We start from the raw sequence: 24732 nt of genomic DNA, 5'->3' as shown, positions 1-24732 counted from the left end.
ACGGAACGCTCAGCTGCACCCGCTCCATCCGCAGTGCTTGCAGATACCCATGTTACATCCCTCACCGAAGTCCAGCGGCTCACCGCACTCCGGACACGGATTACCCTTCTTCGTTCCGGGCGTCACCGTCTCAACCGTCCAGTTGTCCAGCGTCGTGATCGCCTGGTTCGTCGCCGCAAGCTCAATACACTTCCCGACCACATCCGCACAGGACATACCCTCCGAGTTCTTGTTCCGCAGAGCAGAAATACAACTCACCTTCGCAAACTGCTTCACAAACTTCTCGTAGGGCACACCGTTCTGCAGACCCGTACTGATACTTCTGCCGAGCGCATTGCTGCTTGCCTCGCATCCCGCACCAACCGTCCGGATGAACACCTCCATCGGTTTGCCGTCCAGCGTATTCACCGTGATATACAGCCGGCAGCATCCCGACTGCGCAAGGAACGTTCTCCCGTCCAGTTCCCGCGGGCGGGAGAACGGCAGCTGATGCACAACCTTCGGTTCCGGAACAGCTGCTGCCTCCTCAGTCTTCTCCTCCTTCTTCTCAAGTGCCAGCACCACATCCTCCCGTGAACCGGTACGGTACAGCGTCATGCCTTTGATACCTTCCTTCCATGCAAGCAGTACCGCATCGGCAACCTGTTCCCTGGTTGCAGAGAACGGCATATTGATCGTCTTTGAGATCGACGCATGCACATGCTTCTGAAACACCGCCTGCATCAGCACGTGATCCTTCCACTGAATATCCAGTGCCGTCTTAAACACTGCACGGAACGCATCCGGCAGCCACAGAACATCCTGCACCGTTCCCGTCTCATGCACATGGTTGATGACCTCGTCGCGTTTCGCCTCTGCCTCCGCACCGGTCAGTCCCATTCCCGCAATCACGCGGCGCAGTTCCGACTCAAAGTACGGGTGAACCATAATAAACGTCTTGCCGACCGTGTTCCGGCGGGTGTACGCATACGAAAACACCGGCTCAATACCCGATGAACATCCCGCCAGCAGAGAAATTGTTCCTGTCGGGGCGATGGTCGTAAGGGCAGCATTGCGCATAACCTTTCCCTGTTTGTCCCAGACTGAACCTTTGTATGCCGGGAACGTTCCCTTCTCCTTTCCGAGCCGCTCCGACTCCTCCGTTGCCACCTCATTGATGCGTGCCATAACCTCCTCACAGAAGTTGCGGCCTGCCTCCGAGTCGTACGGAATGCGGAGCATCAGCATCGCATCATGCACACCCATCAGGCCCAGACCAACCTTTCGGGTGCGGTTGGTCGCCTCTTTGATCTGATCAATCGGGAACACATTCTTCGTGATGACCGCATCCAGGAAGCGGACTGCCATCCGCGTCATCGTATCCAGTGCATCGTAGTTCACGCCGTCCGCACGGATGAACTTCGCGAGGTTGATACTACCCAGAACACAGGACTCAAACGGAAGCAGCGGCTGTTCCCCGCACGGATTTGTCGTATCGATCGGTCCGAGCTGCGGCGTCGGGTTCTTCTGATTGATGGTGTCATAAAACAGAATGCCCGGCTCACCGTTCTTCCAGACACCTTCCACAATGCCGTTCCAGATCTCACGGACTGTTACCGTCTCACCCTCGGTCGTCTTCAGCCACTCGCGATCCAGATCGCCTGCGGCAACCGCTTTCATGAACTCATCGTTCACCATCACCGAGATGTTGAAGTTTGAAAAGTCTCCCTCTTTTGCCTTACTTCCGATGAACTTCATAATGTCTTTGTGCCAGACATTCAGAATGCCCATGTTCGCGCCGCGTCTCCTGCCCCCCTGCTTGATTACATCTGTTGCCGCATTGAAGACACGCATAAACGACACCGGGCCGGAGGCAACGCCGTCCGTCGAACGGACCGGCGATCCTTCCGGTCTGAGATGGGAAAAGTTGTATCCTGTTCCTCCGCCGGACTGGTGGATAATTGCACCCCAGCGGATCGCATCAAAAATTTCCGGCAGGGAATCATTCACCGGAAGCGTAAAACAGGCGGACAGCTGTCCGAGTGGTGTTCCCGCATTCATCAGCGTTGGTGAGTTCGGGAGAAATTCGAGGTTCATCATCGCCTCAAAATATTCCTTCGTCTCCTCCGGAGTCTCGCCGAGGGCATCAGCCACACGCCGGCACACATCCTCAAAGGACTTCTCACCGACACGATAGTAACGTGCAGCGAGGATACTGTCTACAACTGAGTCCGCCATACAATCAACCTGATATTCTTTTTGCATTCTTCATTTTGCCGCCGGGAAGAAGGGATGACCGGACGGCAGGGTGCAGAGTACTTACCAAGTAATAGGATACAACGATATTAACTCTTAACGTTTGGCGGTCGAGAGGTAAATCACAACTATTAATGAGATGCACATCGACTTTCTAAAGAATTATGGTTGTTCCCGAAAAGGTATTTTTCACCAGAGGATGCGGCGTTCACAAAGACAAGCTGGTATCCTTTGAAATGGCTCTCAGGGATGCGGGACTTGCCCCGTACAACCTCGTAACCGTCTCCTCCATCATGCCCCCGGATGCCAAGATTATCTCCCGCGAGGAAGGACTTCCTCATCTTTCACCGGGTGAAATCGTGTACTGTGTCATGGCGCGGACGGAAACAAATATTCCGGGTCAGAACATTGCCGCATCTGTTGGCCTTGCCGTACCGGAAATTCACGGAAAACAGCACGGATACCTCTCCGAGTACCATGCCGCGGGCATCTCTGGTCACGAGTGCGGCGAGTATGCCGAGGATCTTGCGGCAACAATGCTTGCAACCATCATGGACATCCCGTTTGATCCGGAAACCGCATGGCAGGAACGCGAACAGGTGTACCTCGCAAGCGGCAAGATCATCAAGACCAGCCATCTTGCTGCATCTGCCGTCTGCGGCGCGGACGGAAAGTGGACCACGGTCATTGTTGCCGCGGTCTTCATCACGCATTAAGCAATCATGGGTGAACTTACTGACCTCCCGAATATTGGAAAAGTTGTTGAAGTCCAGCTGAATGCAGTCGGTATTACAACCGCCGCTGATCTGCGCAGTACAGGTAGCAGAGAAGCTTGGCTTTTGATCCGATCTATCGATGACTCGGCCTGCCTCCATCTGCTGTATGCTCTGGAAGGGGCAATCCGACATATTCCGAAGCGCGATCTTCCGCCGGAGATCAAAGATGGGTTGAGACTGTTTTATCGTGAAATTACCGCGACTCCCTGCCGTCGGGAGAAATGATCTCTGATGAGGGCGAGTACCTAATTATCCCCCAGCACCAATACTTCTCCACATGTGCGGTATCGCAGGCATCGTCGCAAACTTCGAGGTTTCGGGTTCATTGTACTGGGCGCTGTATGCACTTCAGCACCGCGGGCAGGAAAGCGGGGGAATTTCCACCTATGACAACGGAACAGTCCATAAATACAAGGGATATGGTCTGGTCTCTGAGGTATTTACCAGCGATATTCTGCAAAGCCTCTCCGGCAAAACCGGACTTGGTCATGTCCGGTATCCGACGACCGGCGGATCAAAACCGGAAAACATCCAGCCGTTCAACTTCCTGTTCCGCGGTCACTCGCTTTCCATCGTCCACAATGGCAATCTGGTCAACACAAACGATCTGCGCTACGAGTATGAAGGCCGTGGCCACATTTTTTCCACCACATCCGACACAGAAGTGATCGCCGCAATTCTTGCAAACGAGCTCATTCATGGTCACACCGTTGGTGAAGCCATCAGTTTCTGCATGCGGAGTATTCGCGGTTCTTATGCCGTCATCTTCATGCTGGACGGTGTATTGTATGCATTCCGTGACCCGCTCGGCATCAAGCCGCTCTGCCTTGGGGAGTTTGAAGACGGCGGTCACATCGTTGCATCCGAAAGTGTTGCGCTTGATGCCGTCGGTGCAAAACTTCTCCGCGACGTTGCTCCGGGGGAGAGTATCCGCCTCAAAGCTGACAAAGTATACCCCCGTCAGATCATGACGGCAAAGTCTCCGGCCCACTGCGTGTTTGAGTACATCTACTTCGCCCGTGCCGACTCGGTGATCGACGGCATCTCAGTGTACGATGTCCGCCAGAAGACCGGTTTCCTTCTTGCAAAGGAAGCGCCGGCCGGGGCCGACATCGTCTCGCCGGTTCCGGACTCGGGGACTGCCGCAGCCACCGGCTATGCGGCGGCATCAGGCATCCCGTTTCGTGAAGCACTGATCAAGAACCGCTATACCGGCCGGACCTTTATCATGCCGACCCAGGCAAAACGGGAGATGGCTGTTCGGATGAAACTGAATCCGGTTCGCGGTCACATCACCGGGAAATCCGTAGTGCTGGTGGACGACAGCATCGTCCGGGGCACAACCTCGCGCCGCATCATCGCACTGGTTCGTGAGTTCGGCGCAAAGGAAGTGCATCTCCGCGTGGCGTCCCCGCCTATTATTGCGCCGTGTTATCTGGGTACTGACTTCCCGACGCGGGAGGAACTGATCTCAAATCACAAGTCCGTCGCCGAAGTCCGGGAAGCAATTGAGGCAACGAGTCTTGCCCACATCTCCCTGGAAGGCCTCGTCGAGGCTATCGGCGTTCCGTGCAGTCATCTCTGTACCGGATGCCTGACAGGAAAGTACCCGCTTGCAATTGATGGCGAGGAAGAGGAATCTCACGGCATTGAGATGATCGATCCGTACAAAAATCCCGAACTATAATTTTTTTCATGAAAGAAACTGATTCCGTCCAAAATACCGCGGACAGTATTTTTGATGTAATTTTAAAAAATCTCAAAACTCATAAAAAAGAAAATTAAGGGGTTTTGAGAGTGGTACGTGTGTGTCATTAACCGTTTGGAGGTGTGTTATTGTATTGGGGCAGACCCGCAAACTCCCGCACGTAGGCTGGTGTGTAGGTGTGTGATGAGGTGTGTGTTGTCATTCATTCGGATTTCTGTGGTGTGGTGTATCCGGTTGAACTTTGACTGCATGGAATCTGTACGTTTTTTCTTGCGTTTGTTCCGCAGGTCTGTCTGCACCCGGTGTTGTTCGCACCGGCTGCTACTATTCTATTTGCAGTAATTATATTTAAAATTATTCGTTATCGCTTGGCATTGATGTTGTGCATCATGGCCGTGCCATGAAGAAAGCATTATAGCAGTCAAAGGCCAATAAATGAGTAATGAACGAGTCGGCCGGAGATTTTTCCGATATTCTTACACTTCTCAAGGACAATCCGCGAGGAATGTCAGTCACGGAGATCGCAGAGGCCGCTCACCTGAACCGCAACACCATCGCCCGCTACATGGACACACTTCGTGTCTCGGGGCAGGTGGAGATGCGAACGTTCGGCAAAGCAAAAGTTTTCTTCCTCTCCAAACGCGTCCCGGTCTCTGCCATGTTGAATCTCTCCTCGGAGATGGTGCTTCTGGTTGATGAAAATCTCCGTGTCATTCAGGCAAATGAGGCACTTCTCTCCTTTTTGTCCGTAACCTCCGACGACGTCATCGACTCTCTCATCTATGAAGGTCCCGCAAAATCGCTCTGCAGTGACATGCTCACGGATCAGATTCGTCATGCCATTCGCGGCGAGACCGTCCGGGGCGAACTAAGAATATTCCGCAACGATCAGGAGTACTATCTGGATCAAAAGATCTATCCGATGGTTCTTGCCGATGGAAAACCGGGTGTCACCGTTGTTCTCGACGATATCACCGAACATGTCCGCGCGGAGGCCGCTCTGGAACAGAGTGAAGCGATGTTTCGCAGACTCGTTGAAACGGTGCAGGACTGCATCTGGTCTGTGGATGAAAATGCGATCATTCGCTACATCAGCCCGCAGATCACTACTATCTGCGGTTACGCCCCTGACGAAATGATCGGCAGATCCTTCTCCGATTTCATGCCGTCCGGTGCAGACGCACGATTTTCCTGGGAACTCACTGCAGAGGTCTCCCGTGAAACCGGTTTCACGCTGCTTGAATTTCCGTTTATCTGTAAGGACGGAACTCGCATCTACTGTGAATTCTCCGGAACACCGGTGGTTCTGGACGAGGAGTCGAACATGTTCCTCGGCTACAACGGAGCTCTGCGCGACGTAACCGATCGCCGGAACGCCGAGCAGGGCATCAAGCGGTGGAAACTGTTCCTCGACGGCGTCATGGACAATATTCCGGGTATCATCATCGTAACCGATGTAAAAACAAATGCCATCGTCTACTCCAACCTCGCGGCGGAACAGTTCCTGCACATGAACCGATCGGAGATCCGGAGTCTCCCCTCCTCCAAACTTCTCTCTCGTCTTGGTTCCAGTCATCTGATCGATGCCCATGATCAGGTGAAGGCATTTCGCAAACCGGTAAATGTTCCCGAGGATCGCGTTGAGGTGGACGGCACAGTTCATTACATCTCCGCTCGTGTGCTGCCGATGGTCCTTTCCGTGGACCGCGAATATTTGCTGACGATGGCAACCGACATCTCTGATGAAGTTGTGGATCGGAACCGCCAGCTGATGACGAGGGAACTCGCGTTTGTGCTGGAAGGAATCTCCAGTACGCAGGAGATGTGGGTGCCGGCAATGGAGATGCTGCCGAACATCAGCGGATTTGAAGCAGTTGCCGTGTATCAGCGGAGTATTTTCGACGACTATGTTCTGTTCATGTCCAAAGGGGGACGGTTCGCTCCGACAATTCCCCGCGACTCAATTGTGGACCGCATTATCCGCAAAGGCGAACCGGCAATCTTTGACAAGTACCGGATGGGTCTGTTTCTTGAAGGAACCCTCTCCATCATGGACAATGCCGCATCCCTCGTTCTCATGCCGATTGTGCACGAGAGCAGAACGGTTGCCTGTATTATACTCGGTTCAACCACGCCGCAGTTGCCGGATACAGTGCTTCGCGGCATTGTCATGTCAACGGCATTCCAGATCAGTACGGTTGCTTCCCGCTGTCTCTTACAGGAAAAACTTCAGCGTGAACGCGATCGTACCCGGAGTTATCTGGATGTCGCCGGAGTTATGCTGGTCGTCGTCCGTCGTGACGGTGTGATCGAGATGATCAACCGCTATGGTGCAAAACTTCTCGGATACACCGAGACCGATCTGATCGGCAGGAACTGGTTTGAGATGATTGTTCCGGCGGCTGTACGGGAAAACCGGCTTCAGGCATTTGAACAGATGGTCTCCGGAATGCTGAATGTCGAGGATAGGGTGTATCGCGGTCCGGTGCTTTGTAGTGACGGTACCGTAAAATCGATCCGGTGGCGCAACTCCCTTCTCCGGGAAGAGTGCGGAAGCGTCGCCGGTGTGGTCTCTTCCGGAGAAATCATCCCGGAAGAGGAAAAACAGTAAGTTTTTTTCAGTGATGCAGGGTTAGCGCGGAATCACCATCGGCATTTCCTTATGCATCACAATATCAACCGCAATGCCGTACACTGCCTCGATCATATCCGCCGTAACACCGCTCCGATCGCAGGCAGCATAGATTTTCCCATCCTTCATGAATAAAAATCGATCGGCAAACCGCAGGGCAAGATTGAGATCATGCATCGTCATAATCGTTGCTACATTATGATGATCCACCACGTCGCGAATGACACGGAGAATTGCCATCTGCCGGCAGAGATCCAGTGCCGATGTCGGTTCATCCAGCAAAAGAACAGAAGGTTCCTGTACAATTGCCCGACAGATACAGACCCGCTGCAGTTCGCCGCCGGAGATCTCATCAATGTAACGCAGCTGCATGTCGGCAAGTCCGAGCCGCTGCAACGCAGCATCCACAATTTGGTAATCCTTCTCCGTTACTTTCCAGCCAAGATGCGGCTTTCTCCCGAGAAGTACCGTGTCAAACACCGTCATCCGCGCCGACTCGTTGCGCTGGGCAACATACCCCACGTTTCGTGCAATCTCTGATCCTGACATCCTGGTAAGATCCTTTTCTTCCAGAAGAATCGTACCCACTTTTGGTTTCAGGATCAGGTTCATACACTTTAAAAGCGTGGACTTGCCAACGCCGTTCGGTCCGAGAATTGCAAGAATCTCGCCTCGGGCAACGCCTACCGTAATGTCCTGCAAAACCGGATCGGACCGGTACTCAAAATTTACGCCTTCCACATTGAGGATCGCTTTTCCGGGTGTGGTTCCGTGATGTTCGTGCGGCACATCATGCGAGTGCTCGTGCGTGTGCGTATATCCTTCGATGTGCGAGTGTTCGTGAACATGGTGGCCGTGATGCTCTTCGTGTTCAGGGTATTCTTCTTTCACATTCGCCTCCCCCTGATGATGAGATACAGAAACACCGGTGCTCCGAGAAACGCCGTCAGTACCGCGACCGGCAGGACATGCGGGGCGATCATGGTCCGTGCGACCGTGTCTGAGATGAGCAGAAGAACCGCGCCGCAGACGAAACTTCCCGGAATCAAAAACCGGTGATCATCGCCGATTACTCTCCGTACCATATGAGGACAGACAAGTCCCACAAATCCGATGACGCCGAGGAATGCCACGACCACCGCACTGATCACGGATGCTGCTATCATGCCGAAGAGTCGCGTCCGCTCAACATTCACGCCGAGACCGCGTGCGGTCTCGTCTCCTGCATCGATTGCATTGTAGTCCCAGCGTTTGAACAGGATGTAGGCAAACGCCGCGACCACCACAGCCGTGATGATGCCAAGTTCCATCCAGCTGGATCGCGACACGTCGCCGAACTGCCAGAACACAATGGATGCAAGTTTCGTGTCGTCCACGAAGTACTGAATCGCCATCAGTCCCGCGCTGAACAGTGAACTGATCGCAACCCCGGCAAGCACCATCGTCTCCGGCGTCGCCGACCGCATCTTTGCAATCAGCAGAATGATCACGGTCGTCAGCATGCTGAAGAGGAATGCACAGATAGTTGTCAGATACGGATTGTTGACGACGACGGCGTCGGCGATGCTGCTGCCGGTTGTTCCTGCGCCGAACATCAGAATACCAATCGCAGCGCCGAATGCTGCGGCGTTGGAAAGGCCGAGCGTGAACGGTGATGCAAGAGGATTTCTCAGAATCGACTGCATGGCAACACCGGCAATGGCAAGACCTGCACCTGCAACAACTGCGGTCAGTGCCTGCGGGATTCTGATGTTCCAGATGATGCGTTCATACAGTCCTGTCCCCTGACCGCCCAGAAGTGTTGCGATGATGTCGGGGATAGGGATTGAGACTGCTCCGACCGACACCGACACGAAGAACATGATGATGGCAAGGACAACACCGCCGAGGATCAGCGTAACTTTTCTTCCTACATAGGCCCGGTAGTGTTCCGGGGCAGATCCGTTTTCCCGCTGCATGGATACCCCGTTAGAGTAGAGGAATCTCCAGCTTCGTGAACGACAGGTTGTTCACATTTGCGTTCAGTTGATCATAGACCGGTGCACCAACCACGAACTCGTAGATCTCATCGGCCTTTGCTGCCGGATCGATATCGGCGAACTGTTCGGGGTAGAGAACTTTTCCAATGTAATATGCATCCGCAAGGATCGTTTCATAGTTTGCACCCATGGAGGTGTGGGGCAGAACCGCATACACCTCGCCGGTCTGAACGGCGGTCATGGAGTTGTAGGAAGGATCGGTTGAAAGTTCCACAATTGATCCGCCTCCCGCCGCAGTCAGCGTTGCAAGGTCTACGAAGAGAATGTCCGGGTCCCAGGCAAGAATCTGTTCCTTGGCGACTTTTGCATTCTCCGTCGTACCCGAACCCGTATCTGCCCCTGCGGCGGCATTATTTGCACTCAGGTACCGGAACGGCAGGTAGTTGGGCTGCGTTGAATAAAATCCGTGTGAACCGGAATATGCAACTCCTCCCACATACAGCATCGGTTTTCCTTCATCGGGGATGTCCTTTGTCCGGCTGGCGAGATCCTCTCTGATCGCATCAAAGTATTTCAGAATCTCTTCGGCCCGTTCCTCTTTGCCGAGGACTTTTCCTAAAAGCCGCAGGTTTGCAGCGAACTCGTCCGGTTTTGTGCCGGGATCATACTGCGAGTACAGCACGACCGGAATGCCGGTCTTTGCGGTAAGTTCGTCCGCCTCTCCCGCAAGATCGGTTCCACTCGTACTCTTGAGGATCAGATCAGGGGATGCTGCAAGCAACCGCTCCGGCTCGATCTGACCCTTGGCGGTCCCAAGTGTCGGAAGTTCCCGGAGTCCGGGGTTTGCAAGACCGTATGGACGGAGGTCGGAGGTCTGTGTTGTTTTTCCATCCTGACTGTCAACCGCAACGACGCGGTCAAGTGCCCCAAGGTAGGCAACGAGCCGCGTTGAGCCGGAACCGGACACAGCGATCCGCTGCGGGTCGGCGGGTATGACAACCTCACGACCGGCAGAGTCGGTTATGGTGATGGTTTCCGTTTCATGAGGGTCTGATGTCTGGATACATCCTGCGGTGAGACATACGGTGATCAGCAGAAGCAGGATACCAATACTCATTATTTTTTTCATGGGGTCACAACTCAAGTTTCTGGTAAGATAGCCCGTTTACATCTTCTTTCAGTTGTTCATAGACGGGGGCACCTACTACATAGGTGTAAATTTCGTCTGCTTTTCTTTCAGGGTCTATGTCGGCGAACTGTTCCGGATAGAGAATTTTACCTACATAGTATGCATTGGCAAGTGTGGTCTCGTAGTTGACAACATAACTGGTATGCGGGTTGACCGTATACACATCTCCGTTTCGAACCGCTTTCATATTCTGGTACGACGGATCATTCTTCAGTTCCGTCACTGCTCCGCCTTCGGCAGCCTGAATAGTGGCGAGATCAACAAAGATTATATCAGGATCCCAAGCAAGAAGCTGTTCTTTTGCGATCTGCACATATCCAATACTTTCCGATGTTCCATAGCCACTTACGATGTTTTTCGCTTCGAGTATAGTGAACGGGTAGTAGTATGGGTTTGTCCCATCCATGCCGTGAGATCCCCGGTAAGAGACACCACCAATGTAGACAGTGGGTTTTGCATCTTCTGAAATATTCGGGATGCGTGACTGAAGGTCAGTAGTGATGGAGTCAAAGTAGGCTATGAGATCTTCAGTACGCTCTTCTTTGTGGAAGATTTTTCCTATCATACGGAAGGTGTCTTGGATTTTATCTTTATCGGTGATGTAATCGCCGGTGTAGAACATGACTACTGGGATTCCGGTTTTATCCTGAATTTCATCTGCATTCTCTCTTGTCGCAGTGAACATGGAGAGGAAGAGAACCTCGGCACCTGAGGATAGAAGTTTTTCGGGATCCACTTCGTGTGTCTGGGAGCCAAGAGCTGGAATTGTTTTAATCTCTGGGTGTGCGTGAATATAGGGGCGCATTTCTCTGGATGGTTTGTTGAGCATGCTGTCTCCATAGTCTACAATAACAACTCTGTCCAGTTCGACGTTCAGATAAACGAAATATCTGAGAGCACCTGAACCACTGACTGCAATTTTTTGAGGATTGTCCGGAATCGTTACTTGACGACCTGCCGCATCGGTGATCGTTATGGTGTCGCCGGTATTTTCCGTACCAGTAGTTCCCACACATCCCGATGAGATGCAGCAGATGAGGAGAATCATACAGGTAATTCCAAGAAGATAATAATTTTTCCAGTCTCTGTCCATAAAAGTATATCTTCTTCCATAGTATTAAATACACTTCATTTAGTGTGAAAAAATGAGTTTTTTTAATACGCACATGCGCTCGGTCTTGTCATAACCTTAATTCTATTTGTTACCAAATAATCTGTGAATGTTGTTTTATCAAATTATATCCCACCATATGTGTGCATAGTGTTCTAATGCTGGGAACTGATACCTCCCATCTTTGAGGGGAACTAGATGTGTTCTCAGATACTTCACAATGATGTCTTTTTGTTCTTCTTTGACTATGGGGAACTGTTCCCAATAGTGTGCCAGTGCTTCTTCTTCTGAGGTGTAGATATATTCTGTCTTCATGCGATGTACGGTCAGATTCGCCATAATTCCTTTCTGATACAGCGTGTTCCAGACAAGATTAGATCGGGGTTTTCCCATGAACTCTTCTCCATAGAGTTCTGGCCAGAGATCACGGCGTACTGTTTCCCAGTGCGGACTGGACAAGAACCAGAATATGTGTACCTGCCGGTTTGCCGTGTTATTCATTTTATCAAGTGCATCGGACAAGTTGGGGACTGCCAGTGAAAATGAGGAGATGATATAGTCAAATACTCCAATTTCTTCGGGTTTTACTTCTTCCCAGAGTTTGGGGATGACCTGGATGTCTGTGGTTACTCCTGATTCTTGCAGATAGGTTTTCATCGCGGAGACCATTGGTATGGATGGTTCAACGACGGTTACTTTACATCCTCTTTTCGCTAAAGGAACGGCAAGGGTTCCCGGTCCTGGTCCGATATCAAGCACGGTTGATCCGGCAGGGAAGGAAAGAAGGGAGAGTTGTTCTTGTATCCGTGAAAATGTTTTACTGTTCATGTCCCGTACCATACGGTCTACATGTTTTTGCAGGGAGAAGTGATCTGCACTGGAAAGATAGGAAATGTTTTGTTCCTGTTTCGCGTACTGTTCATTCCATTCGCTACTTGCATCATTCATAAATTTCCACCTTGGAGATATTAGCTGATAATAAATGTTTGAGATCTACAGCTCCATTTTCTGATAGGAAAGGTTCTGGACATGTGACTTCAGCTGATCGTACACCGGTGCGCCGACCACGAACTCATAGATCTCATCGGCCTTTGCTGCCGGATCGATGTCGGCGAACTGTTCGGGGTAGAGGACTTTGCCGATGTAGTAGGCGTTTGCAAGACTCGTTTCATGGTTCACGTTCATCGACGTGTGCGGGTTGACCGCATACACCTCTCCGTTTTTAACTGCCGAGAGTCCTTCGTAGGAGGGATCGTTCCGGAACTCGGCGAGTGCTCCGCCTTCTGCGGCGGTCAGTGTCCCGAGGTCCACGAAGATCATGTCCGGGTCCCAGGCAAGAATCTGTTCCTTGGCAACCTTTGCATACCCTGTCTGACTGGTCTCACCGATGCCGGAGGCTGCGTTCTTTGCACCAAGCAGGGTGAACGGCAGGTAATTCGGATCGGTTCCGTCTGCTCCGTGTGCGCCGTTGTAGGAAACGCCGCAGATATACACTGTCGGCTTTTCGGACTCCGTTACATTTGCGACACGGTTTTTGACGTCCTCTTCAACTGATCCAAAGTAAGTGATGATCTCTTCGGCACGTGCATCCTCATGCAGAATTTTTCCAAGCATTCGGAGCGTCTCACGAATCTGATCGCCTTTGGTAACATAGTCACCTACGTAGAACATCACTACGGGGATGCCGGTCTTTGCCGTGATCTCATCGGCGACCTCGATCCGTGAACTGCTTGCCCCTCCCATGAAGAGAACCTCGGCTCCTGATGCGAGGAGTTTCTCATTGTCTACAACCGCCATGGCAGATCCCAGTTCCGCCCGGTTCTTGATCTCCGGATTTGCCAAGAGGTAAGGCCGCAGTTCATTTTCCCGGGTGAAGAGGCTGCTGTCCTGATAGTCAACCGCGACGATGCGGTCAAGGTCCAGGTCCAGATACACGAAGTACCGCATTGAGCCGGAACCGGATACGGCGATCTTCTGTGGATTATCGGGGATGGTAACTTCCCGGCCGAATGCATCGGTTATAGTGATGGTATGAGGAGTTTCGTTTGATGTTGTTGTCGGCGTGGATATGCATCCTGCACTGATGCACAGAAAAACAACAAAAACACATCCTAAGAGTATGAAAAGAGATCGTCGGCACACATTCATGTTATCATCTTATTTCTTTTTCATACTCAATAATAAGTGTATGGAAAAATGTTGGCCAAAGGAACTTACGTATTTTCATATCAATACTATTAATAGGAGGGAGCGGCGATTATGTTGCTATGAAAGACTTCGCCGATCTTGTAGCATTTCACGGTCATGCCTGCGGCGGCCTTGCACTCGGATACAAAGCCTGCGAACTTGCTGCACAGAAACTGGACCTGCACTTCTCCGAAGATGAAGAGATTGTGGCGATCACGGAGACTGACTCCTGTACGGTTGATGCAATTCAGGTGTTGCTCGGCTGCACCGCGGGCAAAGGCAATCTGTTTGTAAACAACTGGGGTAAAACGGCATTCTCGTTTTACCGCCGCGACAACAATACTTCCATACGGCTTGTTGCCGTCCCCGACGCGGTTCCGAAGAACGTACGAATGGTGGAACTTCGACCAAAGATCATGGACGGCTCGGCAACACCTGCCGAGGATGAGGAGTTTCACCGCCTTGCACATGCGCATGTGGATGAAATTCTTGCAACTCCTGCGGAAAAACTGTTTGCGATCAAGGCTGCAGTTCAGCCTCTGCCGCGAGAGGCAAAGATCTACAACAATGTTGTCTGTTCCGTCTGCGGTGAGCAGGTGGCGGACGGTCTTGCGAAAGAGATCGATGGAAAATATATCTGCATCCCGTGTCAGATGCGAAAATAATTTTTTTTGAATAGTTACTTGTCCGGTTTTTTTCCGCACTCACTGCACACACCATCATGCAGAGATACGATCCCGCCTCAGTCGCACGTCCACCTCGGCAGTTCTTCTGCAAGAAAATTTTTGACGCCGATCTCTTTTGCACGAATGCCGAAGGCAATGAGACTCGCCTGATAGCGCCTGACATACCTTCTGTCAAGGTTTTTTATTCGTCTGCACGGAAACTCTCCGCACAAAAAACAAAAGGACAATCCCTTCTCACTGGCACACGCAGCTATGCTGCAGTCTCTGCAGTGTATCGGTTTGTCCGGTTCATCCGACACACAACCCGGACAGGGATTTTTCTTTTTCAGATGCTGACAGCAGAGAGAACAGATCATTCCGCAGACAGCAAGCGTGTTCATTTCCTCGGGAAGTAGGAGAGCAGATCCCAGGCAAGGGACTCGGCCTTCTTTTCGTTTGTCATCATCGTATCCAGCCGGTGGGCACCGGGGACGTCAATCTCTGTGTCGCGCTTGTCCTGAATAAACATGCTGACGACATCTTTGTACACCTCCCACGTTCCATAGGCGGTCGGCGCATATCCCCACGCCTGCATCAGGGCCGCTGCCGGGCCGCTGATCGGCCGGCTGCCGATAAAGGGGCTTACCGCAATCGTGAACTTCTTTTGCAGTGCTTCCCGGACACCGGCACACTCAAGGATTGGACCGATACTTGTCACCGGGTTTGACGGCCCGATAATCACACCGTCACTCTCCTCAATTGCTGCGATCACCTCGGGGGTTGCTGTGAGCAGTGCATCGCCCGCCGTCTTCCGGACGATTCCCGTGATCGGCACATTGCCGCGGCGGCCCACCCAGTACTCCTGATAATGCATCAGTGTTCCGTCCTCGGTTCTGACGTACGTCGTAACCTCCTGATCGGACATCGGCAGAATGGTGGCCTGCACCCCGTAGGCTTTCGCAATTTTTTCCGTTGCCTTGGTCAGTGTCATGCCCTGCCGCAAAAACTCGGCGCGGGCAATGTTGGTTGCCCGGTCGCGGTCGCCGAGCGGCAGAGGTTCGGTGTACCCGAGTTTTTCCATGGCATGAAATGTCTCGAATGAGTCGCCGCGGATGCCCCACCAGCTGTCCGTGTTCAGCAGTCCGGAAAAAAGATACTGCACTGTATCGATATCAGGTGAAACATACAGCCCCGACATCCAGAGATCCTCGGCGGTATTAACCACAACCGTGATCTCGTTGTCCCGCAGAATCTGGCGGAGTCCGCGGATGAGTTTCGGCGTGCCGGTTCCGCCGGACAGTACCGTTATCATGATACTAAGTAGAAGGGTGCTGCACCGTAATCAAGATGCCGTGTTTTTCGCGGCAGTCATTCGTTTTTCGAGGACTCCAAAAAACTCTTTCTTTGCATCCGTGTCAGAAAACGCATGCTGCGGAACAATCAGCGCCTGAATCTCATCATAATAGAGATAGACATGCGTCTTGCTCTCAATCACCTTGTACAGATTTCCGTAGTCAATTATGAGGTGATTTTTGTTCCATGTGCAGTGAAGTGCATCCGGAGGCATGGTAAGTATGTAGTCAGCTTCTCGCACCGGATCGCCCTCCTCACTGCAGAACATGCGCCAGGTTTGTGTATGTAGTGACTTTTTCATCTGTTTGGGATATACAAAAGCGAGAATAAGTCCAATAACTATCCCGAAAGCCAGGGAAAGCAGGATATTTTGTGTCCATACCCACGTCATCGCAAAGGAAAGTACTGCAAAGGCGAGTGCCGTCCCGTTTCGGTTTTTTTCCAATTGCTTCTGTATCACCGGTGAGTTGGCAGTATGTTCTTCGTTAAACGCCACATAGTCCTCTCCGCCCAGACGATATCTCAACGTAATATCCGTCATGATCTCTTTCCCTGCATACCTGATACTATCGGCACACCACTATAAAAGAAGTGTGGTCATTTTCAGAGAACCGAAAACAGACCGTAGATCAGAATCGCCGCAATACAGAGCGGTGCGATGAACTTCACCATCACCACATACATCCGCTCTGCATGGAACGGAGACGAACTTTTCACCTCATCAATAACCACCTTCGGTTTCACAATCCATCCGATAAAGATACAGGTGAGAAACGCCACGATCGGAAGAAGGATGCTGTTACTGAAGAAGTCAAACATATCCAGGAGCGACATTCCCGCAACGTTGATCCAGTCAAGAACACCGAATCCGAGCGAAACCGGAACCGCAAGTGCCATCGTAAACAGAAACACCAGTCCCGACGCAATCTTCCGGGACACGCCGAACCGGTCTCCGAGCACTGCAACCGGCACCTCAAGCATGCAGATGCAGGAGGTCAGCGCTGCGACCGCTACCAGCACAAAGAAGATAGCTGCAACAACCGAACCGAACGGCATCATATCAAACACCTTTGGCAGCGCCTGAAACATCAGTCCCGGACCTGCACCAAGAGCCTCGGGGCTGCCGCCTGAGAATACAAATACTGCAGGGATAATCAGCAGACCTGCAAGAAACGCAACACCGGTATCAAAAATTTCAATGGTCCGCACCGACTTTTCCATATCCGTCTTCTTTGCAAGATACGAACCATAGGTAATCATCACGCCGAACCCGAGCGTCAGTGAGTAAAACACCTGCCCCATTGCCGCGAGCACCGTCTCTGCCGAAAACTTGGAAAAGTCCGGATAAATGTAGTACCACAGACCGTCCAGTCCTCCCGGAAGGGAAAGACAGTAGGCCGTAAGTCCTATCAGCATCAGAATCAGCGTTGGCATCAGGATTTTATTCGCCCGCTCAATTCCCTTTTCCACCCCGAGCAGTACCACAATGCAGGCAAGTGCCACAAAGATCAGTGTCCAGAGAATCGGCTCAAGCGGCAGTGCAATGAATCCTCCGAAAAATCCGTCCGCCGCAGCTGCATCAGCGCCGCCGGTGAAGTACACCGCCGCATACTTCATTACCCATCCGCCGATGACCGAATAGTAGGGAAGAATAATCAGCGGAACGAGTAATGACAAATACCCGATGAACGTATATTTTTTGTTCAGTCCGGCAAACGCTGTCACCACACTCGTCCCGGTTGATCTGCCGACGGCAATCTCGGTTATCATAATAGTAAATCCGAGCGTCACCACGAGAACCAGATAGACCAGAAGAAAAATACCGCCGCCGTACTCGGCTGCAAGATACGGAAACCTCCAGATATTTCCAAGACCTACTGCAGCCCCCGCTGCGGCAAGAATGAATCCCATCCTGCTGGAAAACAAACCCCGTTCATTCATATTGCAACACACACAGATTCAAAAAATATTTGCAGCAGGTATCTGCTGCTTAGCTTAGTTTTCTTTCGCCGGTTTTATCCTGCGGCACGTACAGCATGACTCGTTCGGGATGTCCAGCGGATATGCTCCGCAGGAGCAGGCCATGCACAGATCTTCGTGGGGGATACCTACCGACTCTACCAGATCATCGGTCGAGATGTACTCAAGGCTTGTTGCATGAATCATCTCGCGCATCTCCTCAACCGTTCTGCCGTTTGCGATCAGCTCTTCACGGGTCGGCAGGTCCACGCCGAAGTAACAGGGAGCAACAATCGGTGTTGAACCAATCCGCATGTGTACTTCTGCCGCGCCGAACTCACGCACCATATCCACGATGTGGAGCGAGGTCGTACCGCGGACAATACTGTCGTCCACAAGGACAACGGACTTTCCGCTGATGTGGCGGCGAACTGGATTCAGTTTCATCCGCACCGCGTTCTCCCGCAGACTCTGGGCCGGCATGATAAAAGTTCTGCCGACGTACCGGTTCTTTAAGAGTCCTTCCATGTACGGAATGCCGGATGCATCCGCAAAACCCGTTGCAAACGCCGTGCCGGAGTCCGGCACCGGCGAGACAAGATCTGCTTTCACCGGATGCTTTGCCAGCCGTTCACCGATTCTCCGGCGTGCATCATACACCAGCACCCCGTCAATCACTGAGTCAGGCCGTGCGGTATAGACATACTCAAACACGCAGTACGCCTTGTGATCCGCAGTCAGCACCTGACGGCTGGACACGCCGTCCCCGTTGATGATGATCAGTTCTCCCGGTGTGATGTCACGGAGGAATGTTCCCGACAGCGTATCAATTGCAACACTTTCCGATGCCACAATGTAGCCGGTGTCAAGTTTTCCCAGACACAGTGGTTTTGTTCCCAGCGGATCACGGAACGCATACAGCACCCCGTCCAGAATTGCGACACCTGCGTATGCTCCCTTCAGCCGCTGAATTGCATTGACAAATGCATTCTCCGCATTTGCCCCGGATATGAGCTCATGGGCGATCATCGCCGCAATCAGCTCTGCATTTGTGGTCGTTGAAAAGATGTGCCCTTTCCCCTCATACTCTGCACGAAGAGACTCGCGGTTGTCCTGCACCAGTGCAACACTTACCGTAATGGACAGCTCATGGCCCTGAAACGAGAACTTCAGCGGCTGAATGTTTTCTGTTCTGCCGCGGTGTGCTTTCTGAGTGTAGAGCACCTGTCCGATACCGACCGTTCCGGGAAGCTTGGATAGAATCTGTTCATTAAATACTTCGGCAAGCTGACCGGGACCCTTGTGGGTCAGAAGAGTTTTCTCGTGAAAAGTAGATATTCCTGCAGCCTCCTGGCCTCTGTGCTGGAGCGCATGCAGGGCGTAATATAGGGGGTAGGCGACACCGCGAGAATCAACGATGCCGGCAATACCACTCATACAACAACCTTTTTAGTTATCTGCTGCTTTCTTCGTCCATTTGTATCCGCGGATCTTGGAGCTCTTGCCAAATCCGCATGATGAACAAACACCATGCCGGGCGTGGAAAGACTGTTTTCCGCAGCGGCGGCAGATGATGTGGGAATGCTTGTTGCGCAGACCCATTGATGGTGTGCCTTTTGTCATTGTTTACTTCACCTCATTTATTCTACAGACGGAGAGATGTAGATGACATTGTCGCCGCGGACGATTAACGTGCCGAGCTGAACGATGCCGTTCTCTCCTTCTTCCTCAGCCTTGTCAAGAACCAGGTTCATGTGAACGTCATAGCCCTGGAGAACCCCGCGGATCTCCCTCCCGCCCTTCAGTGAAATAATCACCGGCTGGCGGTTAAGGACCTGATCTAAAATTTCAAGCGGTCTCTTTGTCATAAGGATACCTCGTTTTTCTCCGGTAGAGTCGTTGGGACTCATGGAAGAGTGCTTAATGTATTCGTCCCCGACACACATAAAGATAGCGTCGGACAAGACTTTGTATTTTATTTCAACGTCATGATGAGCTGGCATATCTCCTCCGAAATAATAGCATTTGCATCGTCAAAAAATAGGCAAAATTATATCATGAGTTTCGAGAAAGTTCTGCTATGCACTCATCTGCAGATGATGGTCTCTCCGAAGTTGTCGGGTTCATCTGCATTCTTGCATTGATCGCAGTTGTTTTGGCCGTCTGGGCAGCAGGAGGTGTTCCTGCCGGAGAGCTGCGGAAGGAACAGCATATCGCAGCGGAGACTGCGGTACAGTTCTCGGACATGAAACTTGCAATGGATCTCCTGTGGATTGCGGGAGGAACCGGTGACACCCGATCGGTGACGATCGATGCCGGAACTCTCAGCATCGGAAACTCGGACACCATAATCCGCATCACGATCAATGAGTCGGAGACCTCCTATTTTCCGCTCAGACTATCGTATACACCTGAATTTGTGTACGCGGAACGTTTTGTACTCTCGGCCGATTGTGGTGCGGTTGTGCTTACGACCGGCGGAACACGGTCGGTGATTCTTCCTCCGTCCGTTGCTCCCCGCGAAAACGATCTCCGTCTCATGATCCCTGCTCTTGCATCCCCTGCGATGGAAATTTCCAAAACGGAACCGATCACTCTCAGGTTTCATGTGGAAAACATCCGTGAGTATCAGTTCACTAACGCAAGCGTTTCTGTTTTTGGCGACTCCCTTCTCCGGAATGTTTTTGCACAGACACTGGGCGATGCCGGGCAATGCAACCTGACCGTTCGGGAAGTTCTCTACGTGATTGAGGTTGCCTGATGTGCAGTGATGATGCGGTTTCCGAAGTGATCGGGTTTTCTCTGATTCTTGTGATGATCATTCTCGCTCTCGGCATCTGGTCGGTTCATGCCGTACCGCAGTTCGCTGAAGATCTGGAACGTTCCCAGAATGATCATCTTCTCCGGCAGTTTGCTGCATTCAAATATGATCTGGACAGCTTTGTTGCGGCGGAAAATACCGGAGTCTATGGCCAAAAAATTTTCATCCTTGCACCAATCAAAGCTCCTGTCTCAATCTTCTCCGTCTCCCGCCCGTTTCCCGGGAGATTTTGCATGGAACGCGGGGTACCCGCATTTCAGGAAAACGGTACGGCATACTATCCGGTGGTTTTCACCTACCAATCTGCCAATCGGCATGCAGAAAACATTGTCCTTGAACTGCGTGCGGGAGTTCTTACTGCAAAACCGTCCGCCTTCATCCTTCCCAAATCCGGAAAAGGAAACACCGCGCATCACATCGTAGTTGCCGACTCCTCCTTTGTTCCCTGGGCAGTATCCAGAACAGAACAGGTGATCGTTGAGTACCGCCTGGAAAAAATTCTGCATAGCGAGTCCGGGTTCCTCTATGTGTTTGATTTCAGCATGCGGTGACGAAATCGTTTACCCTTTCCACACAAATCTGCAGTCCGTAATACGTGTCACACACCCCGGTATTTTGGGTAATAAATCCGCATAACAATAAAAAAATCCATTCTAACAGAGAGTTATATGCAATTATTGCCAATATTACAAACAGAATATGCCCGCAGTCATTGCCCCCCGGTATCTCGCAATCGGTTTTGCCGTACTTGCCGCTGTCCTCTACGGCATCAGCTCTCCGGTCTCCAAAGTACTGCTGGACAGTGTGCCTCCGGCACTGCTTGCAGCTCTCCTGTATCTCGGGGCAGGTATTGGTATGGCTGTGGTCAGTCTGGTTCAGACCGCCGGAAAACAGACGGTCCGCGAGGCTCCAGTCGGCAGAAAGGACCTTCCGTACGTCATCGGCATGATTGTGCTCGATATTGCTGCACCTGTTCTGCTGATGTTCGGCCTTACCATGACTACTGCAGCGAACGCATCTCTCTTAAACAACTTTGAGATCGTCACCACCTCCGTAATCGCCCTTCTCATCTTCCGTGAAGCGATTGACCAGCGGCTGTGGCTTGCCATTATTCTGATCGTCTGCGCAAGCATCCTCCTCACCATTGAGGACATGAGTAGTTTTGCCTTCTCCGCCGGATCAATTCTTGTCCTGCTTGCCTGTGTTGCCTGGGGTTTTGAGAACAACTGCACACGGATGCTCTCCTTAAAAGATCCGGTGGAGATTGTGATCATCAAAGGATTCGGTGCGGGAGGCGGTGCACTTCTGCTCGCCCTGGTTGCACGCGAGATGACTGCGGATGTCGGCGGTATTCTTGCCGCACTTCTCCTCGGATTCTTTGCATACGGTCTTTCGATCTACTTCTATGTTCTCGCCCAGAGATCACTCGGTGCAGCCCGGACAAGTGCATTTTATGCAGTTGCCCCGTTCATTGGTGTTGGATTGTCGTTTGTGATCTTCCAGACACCGCTGACCGTTTCCTTTGCAGCTGCTACCGTGATTATGATTGCCGGGGCTTACTTTGCCGCGACCGGCGGTCACCGCCATCGTCATGTCCACACACTGCTGACGCATGAACACCGTCACCGTCATGACGACGAACATCACACTCATGACCATGATCCCCCAGTGGAAGGCGAGCACTCCCATCTGCATACGCATGAGGATTTGGTACACAACCATCCGCATGCACCGGATCTTCACCACATACACGGCCACAAGCATCAGTGAGATCATCGGCACTCTCAAATACTGTAGAGATCTTTACTATATATTATGGATGCGACTGCAGGAAGTCTCATTATGTTGTTCAGTGTGAACCTTGGATTTGCTGCTGTACTTGGGATTATCCTTGGGAAAACACGCCTGCTTGACGATATGAAAGGAGATTTTACCGACTGGGTAAAATACTCTGTTGGAATTGTAATTTTTGGAATAATGTCGCTGCTTGGATCGATCGCAAGCATTGAGTACGGCGGTGCACTGCTCAATGTCCGTGATGGCAGTCCGATCTACGGTGGTCTGTGGTTTGGCCCCGTAATAGGGGTTGGTGCTGCTGTTATCGGTGCCGCTTACCGGTTTACACTTGGCGGTGCAACGATGGTTCCCTGTTGCCTTGCAACGCTGATTGCAGGTGTTGTAAGTGGTCTTATCTGGTACGTCTACCGTGAAAAGATCACAACTCTCATAGCGACTCTGATAGCCGTTATCATGGGATGTGTCCATATCCTGCTTGTCTGTTTCCTTACGCCGGACAACTTCGGCTGGACCGTGATTGCAGACACTCCGACCGGTGTCGGCATTCTGATTCTGGTACCTCTGTCGGTTGCAATCTTCTCCTGGTGCTATCAGAGAGCGAAAACCTCGACCCGGATGATCAAACAGTAACTCATTGCCAACTCATTTTTGAGTTGAGACTTTTTTGTGAACCACTATATACTTTTGCGACAGAATTGTACTAAGATTACCATGACCGACAAACCAGTCAGACTCGGATTCGTTGTTGCAGAGTTTAACCGCGATCTTACCTATATGATGGAGATGGAGGCAGAAGAGCATGCCAGGTTCCTTGGTGCCGCAGTTCACGACCGGATATATGTTCCGGGCGCCTACGATATGCCTCTTGCCATTCGCAAACTTCTGAAAAAGTCGGATATTGATGCGGTTGTCACCATCGGCTGCGTTATCGAGGGTGCAACGGATCACGATCAGATTGTGGTCCAGCATGCGGCACGGAAGATTCTCGACCTTTCGCTTGAGTTCGACAAACCGGTTGCGCTTGGCATCTCCGGACCCGGCATGACGAGACTTGAGGCTGAAGATCGTATTGAGTACGGCAAGCGTGCGGTTGAGTCGGCAGTAAAGATGGTCCGGAGACTTGAGGAATGAGATCAGTTTCGGAAATGATTGCAGCGGTTGCGCCTTCGGCTACGATGGCGATGAGCAACCGTTCGAAGGAGATGATCGCATCCGGTGTTGATGTGATCAGTCTTGCGGTGGGTGAGCCGGACTTTGCAACGCCTGCCCATATTACGCAGGCAGCAATTGATGCGCTGAATCGCGGTGAAACGCACTATGCGCCGTCCCGCGGCATTCCGGAACTGACACAGGCGGTTGCCGACAAACTGAACCGCGACAATCACATTGCGGCAACGCAGAAACAGATCATGGTGACGGCGGGGGCAAAGGATGCTATCCGCATTACGATGATGGCGACCCTTAACAAGGGGGACGAGGTCGTCGTGATCGATCCGTCCTGGGTTTCATATGAGCCGTGCGTGCAGATTGCGGGAGGAAAGGCTGTCCACTACTCGCTGAATGCGGACTTTCAGGTGGACGAGTCGATATATGACGTGATCACGGAGAAGACAAAGATGATCATCGTGAACACGCCGTCCAATCCGACGGGTTCAATCCTCGGCAGATCCTCTCTCCGGCTGATTGCGGATGTGTGCATGGATCATGATCTGTTCTGTCTTTCGGATGAGATCTACGAAAAACTCGTCTATGGGAAAGAGCATGTGTCGATTGCAACGATCGGCGACATGCTGGAACGAACCATCACGATCAACGGTTTTTCCAAGGCGTATGCAATGACGGGATGGCGGCTCGGGTATCTTGCGGCTCCCCTTGATGTGATTCCATCGATGGATAAGGTGATGCAGCACTCGGTCGGTTGTGTGAATACGTTTGCGATGTGGGGCGGCGTTGCAGCGCTGAACGGTGATCAGGCCTGCGTTGAGGAGATGCGCAAAGAGTTTGAGGAGCGAAGACGTTTCGTCATCGGTCGTCTTGCAGGTATGGGTCTTTCCACTGCTCCGGCAGAGGGTGCGTTCTATGCGTTCATCAATGTGGGCGGCGATGATGTAGCGACAGCGAACCGGTGGCTGGATAAAGCGCATGTTGCGGCAACGCCGGGAACGGCGTTCGGCGCTCCGGGCTGGATTCGCATCTCGTATGCGGCATCGATGGAGCGGCTTGCAGAGGCACTCGATCGGATCGAGGCAGTACAGTAAAAATACATTTGGGCAGTGAAAACTGCCGCAGCTTTTTTTGCATCCGTGGACAACGGCAGATT

25 protein-coding genes are annotated in these 24732 nt (G+C 51.9%); 11 read left to right on the top strand and 14 right to left on the bottom strand.

What is annotated here, in order from left to right; all coding sequences use genetic code 11:
• Window positions 1–9 precede the first annotated feature (9 nt).
• Window positions 10–2217 (bottom strand): adenosylcobalamin-dependent ribonucleoside-diphosphate reductase, encoded by a 2208-nt coding sequence (locus O0S10_RS03325; RefSeq protein WP_268924484.1) that lies wholly within the window; start codon window positions 2215–2217, stop codon window positions 10–12.
• 182 nt (window positions 2218–2399) lie between these two features.
• Here O0S10_RS03325 and O0S10_RS03320 point away from each other — a divergent pair, with 182 nt between their 5' ends.
• From O0S10_RS03320 to O0S10_RS03305, 4 genes are all read left to right on the top strand, one after another.
• On the top strand, window positions 2400–2951 hold the full coding sequence (locus O0S10_RS03320) for a pyruvoyl-dependent arginine decarboxylase (protein ID WP_268924483.1): 552 nt from the start codon (window positions 2400–2402) through the stop codon (window positions 2949–2951).
• 6 nt (window positions 2952–2957) lie between these two features.
• Window positions 2958–3236, top strand: coding sequence for a TfoX/Sxy family protein (locus tag O0S10_RS03315; protein ID WP_268924482.1), 279 nt, complete (start codon window positions 2958–2960; stop codon window positions 3234–3236).
• Between the two features lie 52 nt (window positions 3237–3288).
• Entirely contained in the window at window positions 3289–4698 is a 1410-nt protein-coding gene (purF, locus tag O0S10_RS03310) for an amidophosphoribosyltransferase (protein WP_268924481.1), read from the top strand.
• 463 nt (window positions 4699–5161) lie between these two features.
• Window positions 5162–7330 (top strand): PAS domain S-box protein, encoded by a 2169-nt coding sequence (locus O0S10_RS03305; protein ID WP_268924480.1) that lies wholly within the window; start codon window positions 5162–5164, stop codon window positions 7328–7330.
• Between the two features lie 21 nt (window positions 7331–7351).
• Here O0S10_RS03305 and O0S10_RS03300 read toward each other — a convergent pair whose 3' ends face one another.
• The 6 genes from O0S10_RS03300 to O0S10_RS03275 all read right to left on the bottom strand — a co-directional run bounded on the left by O0S10_RS03300 (window position 7352) and on the right by O0S10_RS03275 (window position 13778).
• Complete coding sequence (locus O0S10_RS03300; protein ID WP_268924479.1) at window positions 7352–8242, bottom strand: ABC transporter ATP-binding protein; 891 nt, start codon at window positions 8240–8242, stop codon at window positions 7352–7354.
• Window positions 8239–9309, bottom strand: coding sequence for a FecCD family ABC transporter permease (locus tag O0S10_RS03295; RefSeq protein ID WP_268924478.1), 1071 nt, complete (start codon window positions 9307–9309; stop codon window positions 8239–8241). The genes O0S10_RS03300 and O0S10_RS03295 overlap by 4 nt, the downstream gene beginning before the upstream one ends.
• A gap of 10 nt (window positions 9310–9319) precedes the next feature.
• The gene (locus O0S10_RS03290) at window positions 9320–10459 is read right to left on the bottom strand and encodes an iron ABC transporter substrate-binding protein (RefSeq protein WP_268924477.1); all 1140 of its coding nucleotides are present in this window, start codon (window positions 10457–10459) and stop codon (window positions 9320–9322) included.
• Window positions 10460–10463: 4 nt separating this feature from the next.
• Window positions 10464–11567, bottom strand: coding sequence for an ABC transporter substrate-binding protein (locus O0S10_RS03285; protein WP_268924476.1), 1104 nt, complete (start codon window positions 11565–11567; stop codon window positions 10464–10466).
• 183 nt (window positions 11568–11750) lie between these two features.
• Window positions 11751–12458, bottom strand: coding sequence for a class I SAM-dependent methyltransferase (locus O0S10_RS03280; RefSeq protein WP_268924475.1), 708 nt, complete (start codon window positions 12456–12458; stop codon window positions 11751–11753).
• A 165-nt stretch (window positions 12459–12623) separates the two neighbouring features.
• Window positions 12624–13778, bottom strand: a complete 1155-nt coding sequence (locus tag O0S10_RS03275; protein ID WP_268924474.1) for an ABC transporter substrate-binding protein — start codon at window positions 13776–13778, stop codon at window positions 12624–12626.
• Window positions 13779–13897: 119 nt separating this feature from the next.
• Between O0S10_RS03275 and O0S10_RS03270 the strand changes: the two genes are divergently transcribed.
• A complete protein-coding gene (locus O0S10_RS03270; RefSeq protein ID WP_268924473.1) occupies window positions 13898–14482 on the top strand; it encodes an FmdE family protein in 585 nt (194 codons plus the stop codon).
• A 77-nt stretch (window positions 14483–14559) separates the two neighbouring features.
• On the opposite strand, the gene O0S10_RS03265 is transcribed toward O0S10_RS03270, so the two are convergent.
• From O0S10_RS03265 to O0S10_RS03235, 7 genes are all read right to left on the bottom strand, one after another.
• Window positions 14560–14883 (bottom strand): DUF3795 domain-containing protein, encoded by a 324-nt coding sequence (locus tag O0S10_RS03265; RefSeq protein ID WP_268924472.1) that lies wholly within the window; start codon window positions 14881–14883, stop codon window positions 14560–14562.
• On the bottom strand, window positions 14880–15794 hold the full coding sequence (cofD, locus tag O0S10_RS03260; protein WP_268924471.1) for a 2-phospho-L-lactate transferase: 915 nt from the start codon (window positions 15792–15794) through the stop codon (window positions 14880–14882). Before cofD ends, O0S10_RS03265 begins: the two co-directional genes overlap by 4 nt.
• Before the next feature lie 30 nt (window positions 15795–15824).
• Window positions 15825–16376, bottom strand: coding sequence for a YcxB family protein (locus O0S10_RS03255; protein ID WP_268924470.1), 552 nt, complete (start codon window positions 16374–16376; stop codon window positions 15825–15827).
• A gap of 62 nt (window positions 16377–16438) precedes the next feature.
• Window positions 16439–17776 (bottom strand): sodium-dependent transporter, encoded by a 1338-nt coding sequence (locus O0S10_RS03250; RefSeq protein WP_268924469.1) that lies wholly within the window; start codon window positions 17774–17776, stop codon window positions 16439–16441.
• Window positions 17777–17830: 54 nt separating this feature from the next.
• Window positions 17831–19231 (bottom strand): amidophosphoribosyltransferase, encoded by a 1401-nt coding sequence (gene purF, locus O0S10_RS03245; protein ID WP_268924468.1) that lies wholly within the window; start codon window positions 19229–19231, stop codon window positions 17831–17833.
• A 12-nt stretch (window positions 19232–19243) separates the two neighbouring features.
• Complete coding sequence (locus O0S10_RS03240) at window positions 19244–19417, bottom strand: 50S ribosomal protein L37e (RefSeq protein ID WP_268922743.1); 174 nt, start codon at window positions 19415–19417, stop codon at window positions 19244–19246.
• Between the two features lie 17 nt (window positions 19418–19434).
• Window positions 19435–19662 carry an LSM domain-containing protein gene (locus O0S10_RS03235; protein ID WP_268924467.1) on the bottom strand — a complete coding sequence of 76 codons (228 nt, stop codon included), beginning with the start codon at window positions 19660–19662 and terminating at the stop codon, window positions 19435–19437.
• Window positions 19663–19874: 212 nt separating this feature from the next.
• Between O0S10_RS03235 and O0S10_RS03230 the strand changes: the two genes are divergently transcribed.
• The 6 genes from O0S10_RS03230 to O0S10_RS03205 all read left to right on the top strand — a co-directional run bounded on the left by O0S10_RS03230 (window position 19875) and on the right by O0S10_RS03205 (window position 24670).
• Window positions 19875–20555 carry a DUF7289 family protein gene (locus tag O0S10_RS03230; RefSeq protein WP_268924466.1) on the top strand — a complete coding sequence of 227 codons (681 nt, stop codon included), beginning with the start codon at window positions 19875–19877 and terminating at the stop codon, window positions 20553–20555.
• Entirely contained in the window at window positions 20555–21166 is a 612-nt protein-coding gene (locus O0S10_RS03225) for a hypothetical protein (protein ID WP_268924465.1), read from the top strand. The genes O0S10_RS03230 and O0S10_RS03225 overlap by 1 nt, the downstream gene beginning before the upstream one ends.
• A 148-nt stretch (window positions 21167–21314) precedes the next feature.
• Window positions 21315–22385 (top strand): DMT family transporter, encoded by a 1071-nt coding sequence (locus O0S10_RS03220; protein WP_268924464.1) that lies wholly within the window; start codon window positions 21315–21317, stop codon window positions 22383–22385.
• A gap of 45 nt (window positions 22386–22430) precedes the next feature.
• Window positions 22431–23042 carry a LytS/YhcK type 5TM receptor domain-containing protein gene (locus O0S10_RS03215; RefSeq protein ID WP_268924463.1) on the top strand — a complete coding sequence of 204 codons (612 nt, stop codon included), beginning with the start codon at window positions 22431–22433 and terminating at the stop codon, window positions 23040–23042.
• An 81-nt stretch (window positions 23043–23123) separates the two neighbouring features.
• The gene (gene ribH, locus O0S10_RS03210; protein ID WP_268924462.1) at window positions 23124–23543 is read left to right on the top strand and encodes a 6,7-dimethyl-8-ribityllumazine synthase; all 420 of its coding nucleotides are present in this window, start codon (window positions 23124–23126) and stop codon (window positions 23541–23543) included.
• Entirely contained in the window at window positions 23540–24670 is a 1131-nt protein-coding gene (locus tag O0S10_RS03205; protein ID WP_268924461.1) for a pyridoxal phosphate-dependent aminotransferase, read from the top strand. The genes ribH and O0S10_RS03205 overlap by 4 nt, the downstream gene beginning before the upstream one ends.
• Window positions 24671–24732: the final 62 nt, after the last annotated feature.

It is taken from the genome of Methanocorpusculum petauri (genome assembly GCF_026891975.1).
Lineage (GTDB): Archaea > Halobacteriota > Methanomicrobia > Methanomicrobiales > Methanocorpusculaceae > Methanocorpusculum > Methanocorpusculum petauri.
This window is presented reverse-complemented; position numbering and strand designations above follow the sequence as displayed.

What these genes read in the sequence shown, in the direction of transcription:
- O0S10_RS03325 (WP_268924484.1), bottom strand. Translation starts at nt 2,217, where the DNA reads ATGGCGGACTCAGTTGTAGACAGTATCCTCGCTGCACGTTACTATCGT.
- O0S10_RS03320 (WP_268924483.1), top strand. Translation starts at nt 2,400, where the DNA reads ATGGTTGTTCCCGAAAAGGTATTTTTCACCAGAGGATGCGGCGTTCAC.
- O0S10_RS03315 (WP_268924482.1), top strand. Translation starts at nt 2,958, where the DNA reads ATGGGTGAACTTACTGACCTCCCGAATATTGGAAAAGTTGTTGAAGTC.
- purF (WP_268924481.1), top strand. Translation starts at nt 3,289, where the DNA reads ATGTGCGGTATCGCAGGCATCGTCGCAAACTTCGAGGTTTCGGGTTCA.
- O0S10_RS03305 (WP_268924480.1), top strand. Translation starts at nt 5,162, where the DNA reads ATGAACGAGTCGGCCGGAGATTTTTCCGATATTCTTACACTTCTCAAG.
- O0S10_RS03295 (WP_268924478.1), bottom strand. Translation starts at nt 9,309, where the DNA reads ATGCAGCGGGAAAACGGATCTGCCCCGGAACACTACCGGGCCTATGTA.
- O0S10_RS03290 (WP_268924477.1), bottom strand. Translation starts at nt 10,459, where the DNA reads ATGAAAAAAATAATGAGTATTGGTATCCTGCTTCTGCTGATCACCGTA.
- O0S10_RS03285 (WP_268924476.1), bottom strand. Translation starts at nt 11,567, where the DNA reads ATGATTCTCCTCATCTGCTGCATCTCATCGGGATGTGTGGGAACTACT.
- O0S10_RS03280 (WP_268924475.1), bottom strand. Translation starts at nt 12,458, where the DNA reads ATGAACAGTAAAACATTTTCACGGATACAAGAACAACTCTCCCTTCTT.
- O0S10_RS03275 (WP_268924474.1), bottom strand. Translation starts at nt 13,778, where the DNA reads ATGAATGTGTGCCGACGATCTCTTTTCATACTCTTAGGATGTGTTTTT.
- O0S10_RS03270 (WP_268924473.1), top strand. Translation starts at nt 13,898, where the DNA reads ATGAAAGACTTCGCCGATCTTGTAGCATTTCACGGTCATGCCTGCGGC.
- O0S10_RS03265 (WP_268924472.1), bottom strand. Translation starts at nt 14,883, where the DNA reads ATGAACACGCTTGCTGTCTGCGGAATGATCTGTTCTCTCTGCTGTCAG.
- cofD (WP_268924471.1), bottom strand. Translation starts at nt 15,794, where the DNA reads ATGATAACGGTACTGTCCGGCGGAACCGGCACGCCGAAACTCATCCGC.
- O0S10_RS03255 (WP_268924470.1), bottom strand. Translation starts at nt 16,376, where the DNA reads ATGACGGATATTACGTTGAGATATCGTCTGGGCGGAGAGGACTATGTG.
- O0S10_RS03250 (WP_268924469.1), bottom strand. Translation starts at nt 17,776, where the DNA reads ATGAATGAACGGGGTTTGTTTTCCAGCAGGATGGGATTCATTCTTGCC.
- purF (WP_268924468.1), bottom strand. Translation starts at nt 19,231, where the DNA reads ATGAGTGGTATTGCCGGCATCGTTGATTCTCGCGGTGTCGCCTACCCC.
- O0S10_RS03240 (WP_268922743.1), bottom strand. Translation starts at nt 19,417, where the DNA reads ATGACAAAAGGCACACCATCAATGGGTCTGCGCAACAAGCATTCCCAC.
- O0S10_RS03235 (WP_268924467.1), bottom strand. Translation starts at nt 19,662, where the DNA reads ATGACAAAGAGACCGCTTGAAATTTTAGATCAGGTCCTTAACCGCCAG.
- O0S10_RS03230 (WP_268924466.1), top strand. Translation starts at nt 19,875, where the DNA reads ATGCACTCATCTGCAGATGATGGTCTCTCCGAAGTTGTCGGGTTCATC.
- O0S10_RS03225 (WP_268924465.1), top strand. Translation starts at nt 20,555, where the DNA reads ATGTGCAGTGATGATGCGGTTTCCGAAGTGATCGGGTTTTCTCTGATT.
- O0S10_RS03220 (WP_268924464.1), top strand. Translation starts at nt 21,315, where the DNA reads ATGCCCGCAGTCATTGCCCCCCGGTATCTCGCAATCGGTTTTGCCGTA.
- O0S10_RS03215 (WP_268924463.1), top strand. Translation starts at nt 22,431, where the DNA reads ATGGATGCGACTGCAGGAAGTCTCATTATGTTGTTCAGTGTGAACCTT.
- ribH (WP_268924462.1), top strand. Translation starts at nt 23,124, where the DNA reads ATGACCGACAAACCAGTCAGACTCGGATTCGTTGTTGCAGAGTTTAAC.
- O0S10_RS03205 (WP_268924461.1), top strand. Translation starts at nt 23,540, where the DNA reads ATGAGATCAGTTTCGGAAATGATTGCAGCGGTTGCGCCTTCGGCTACG.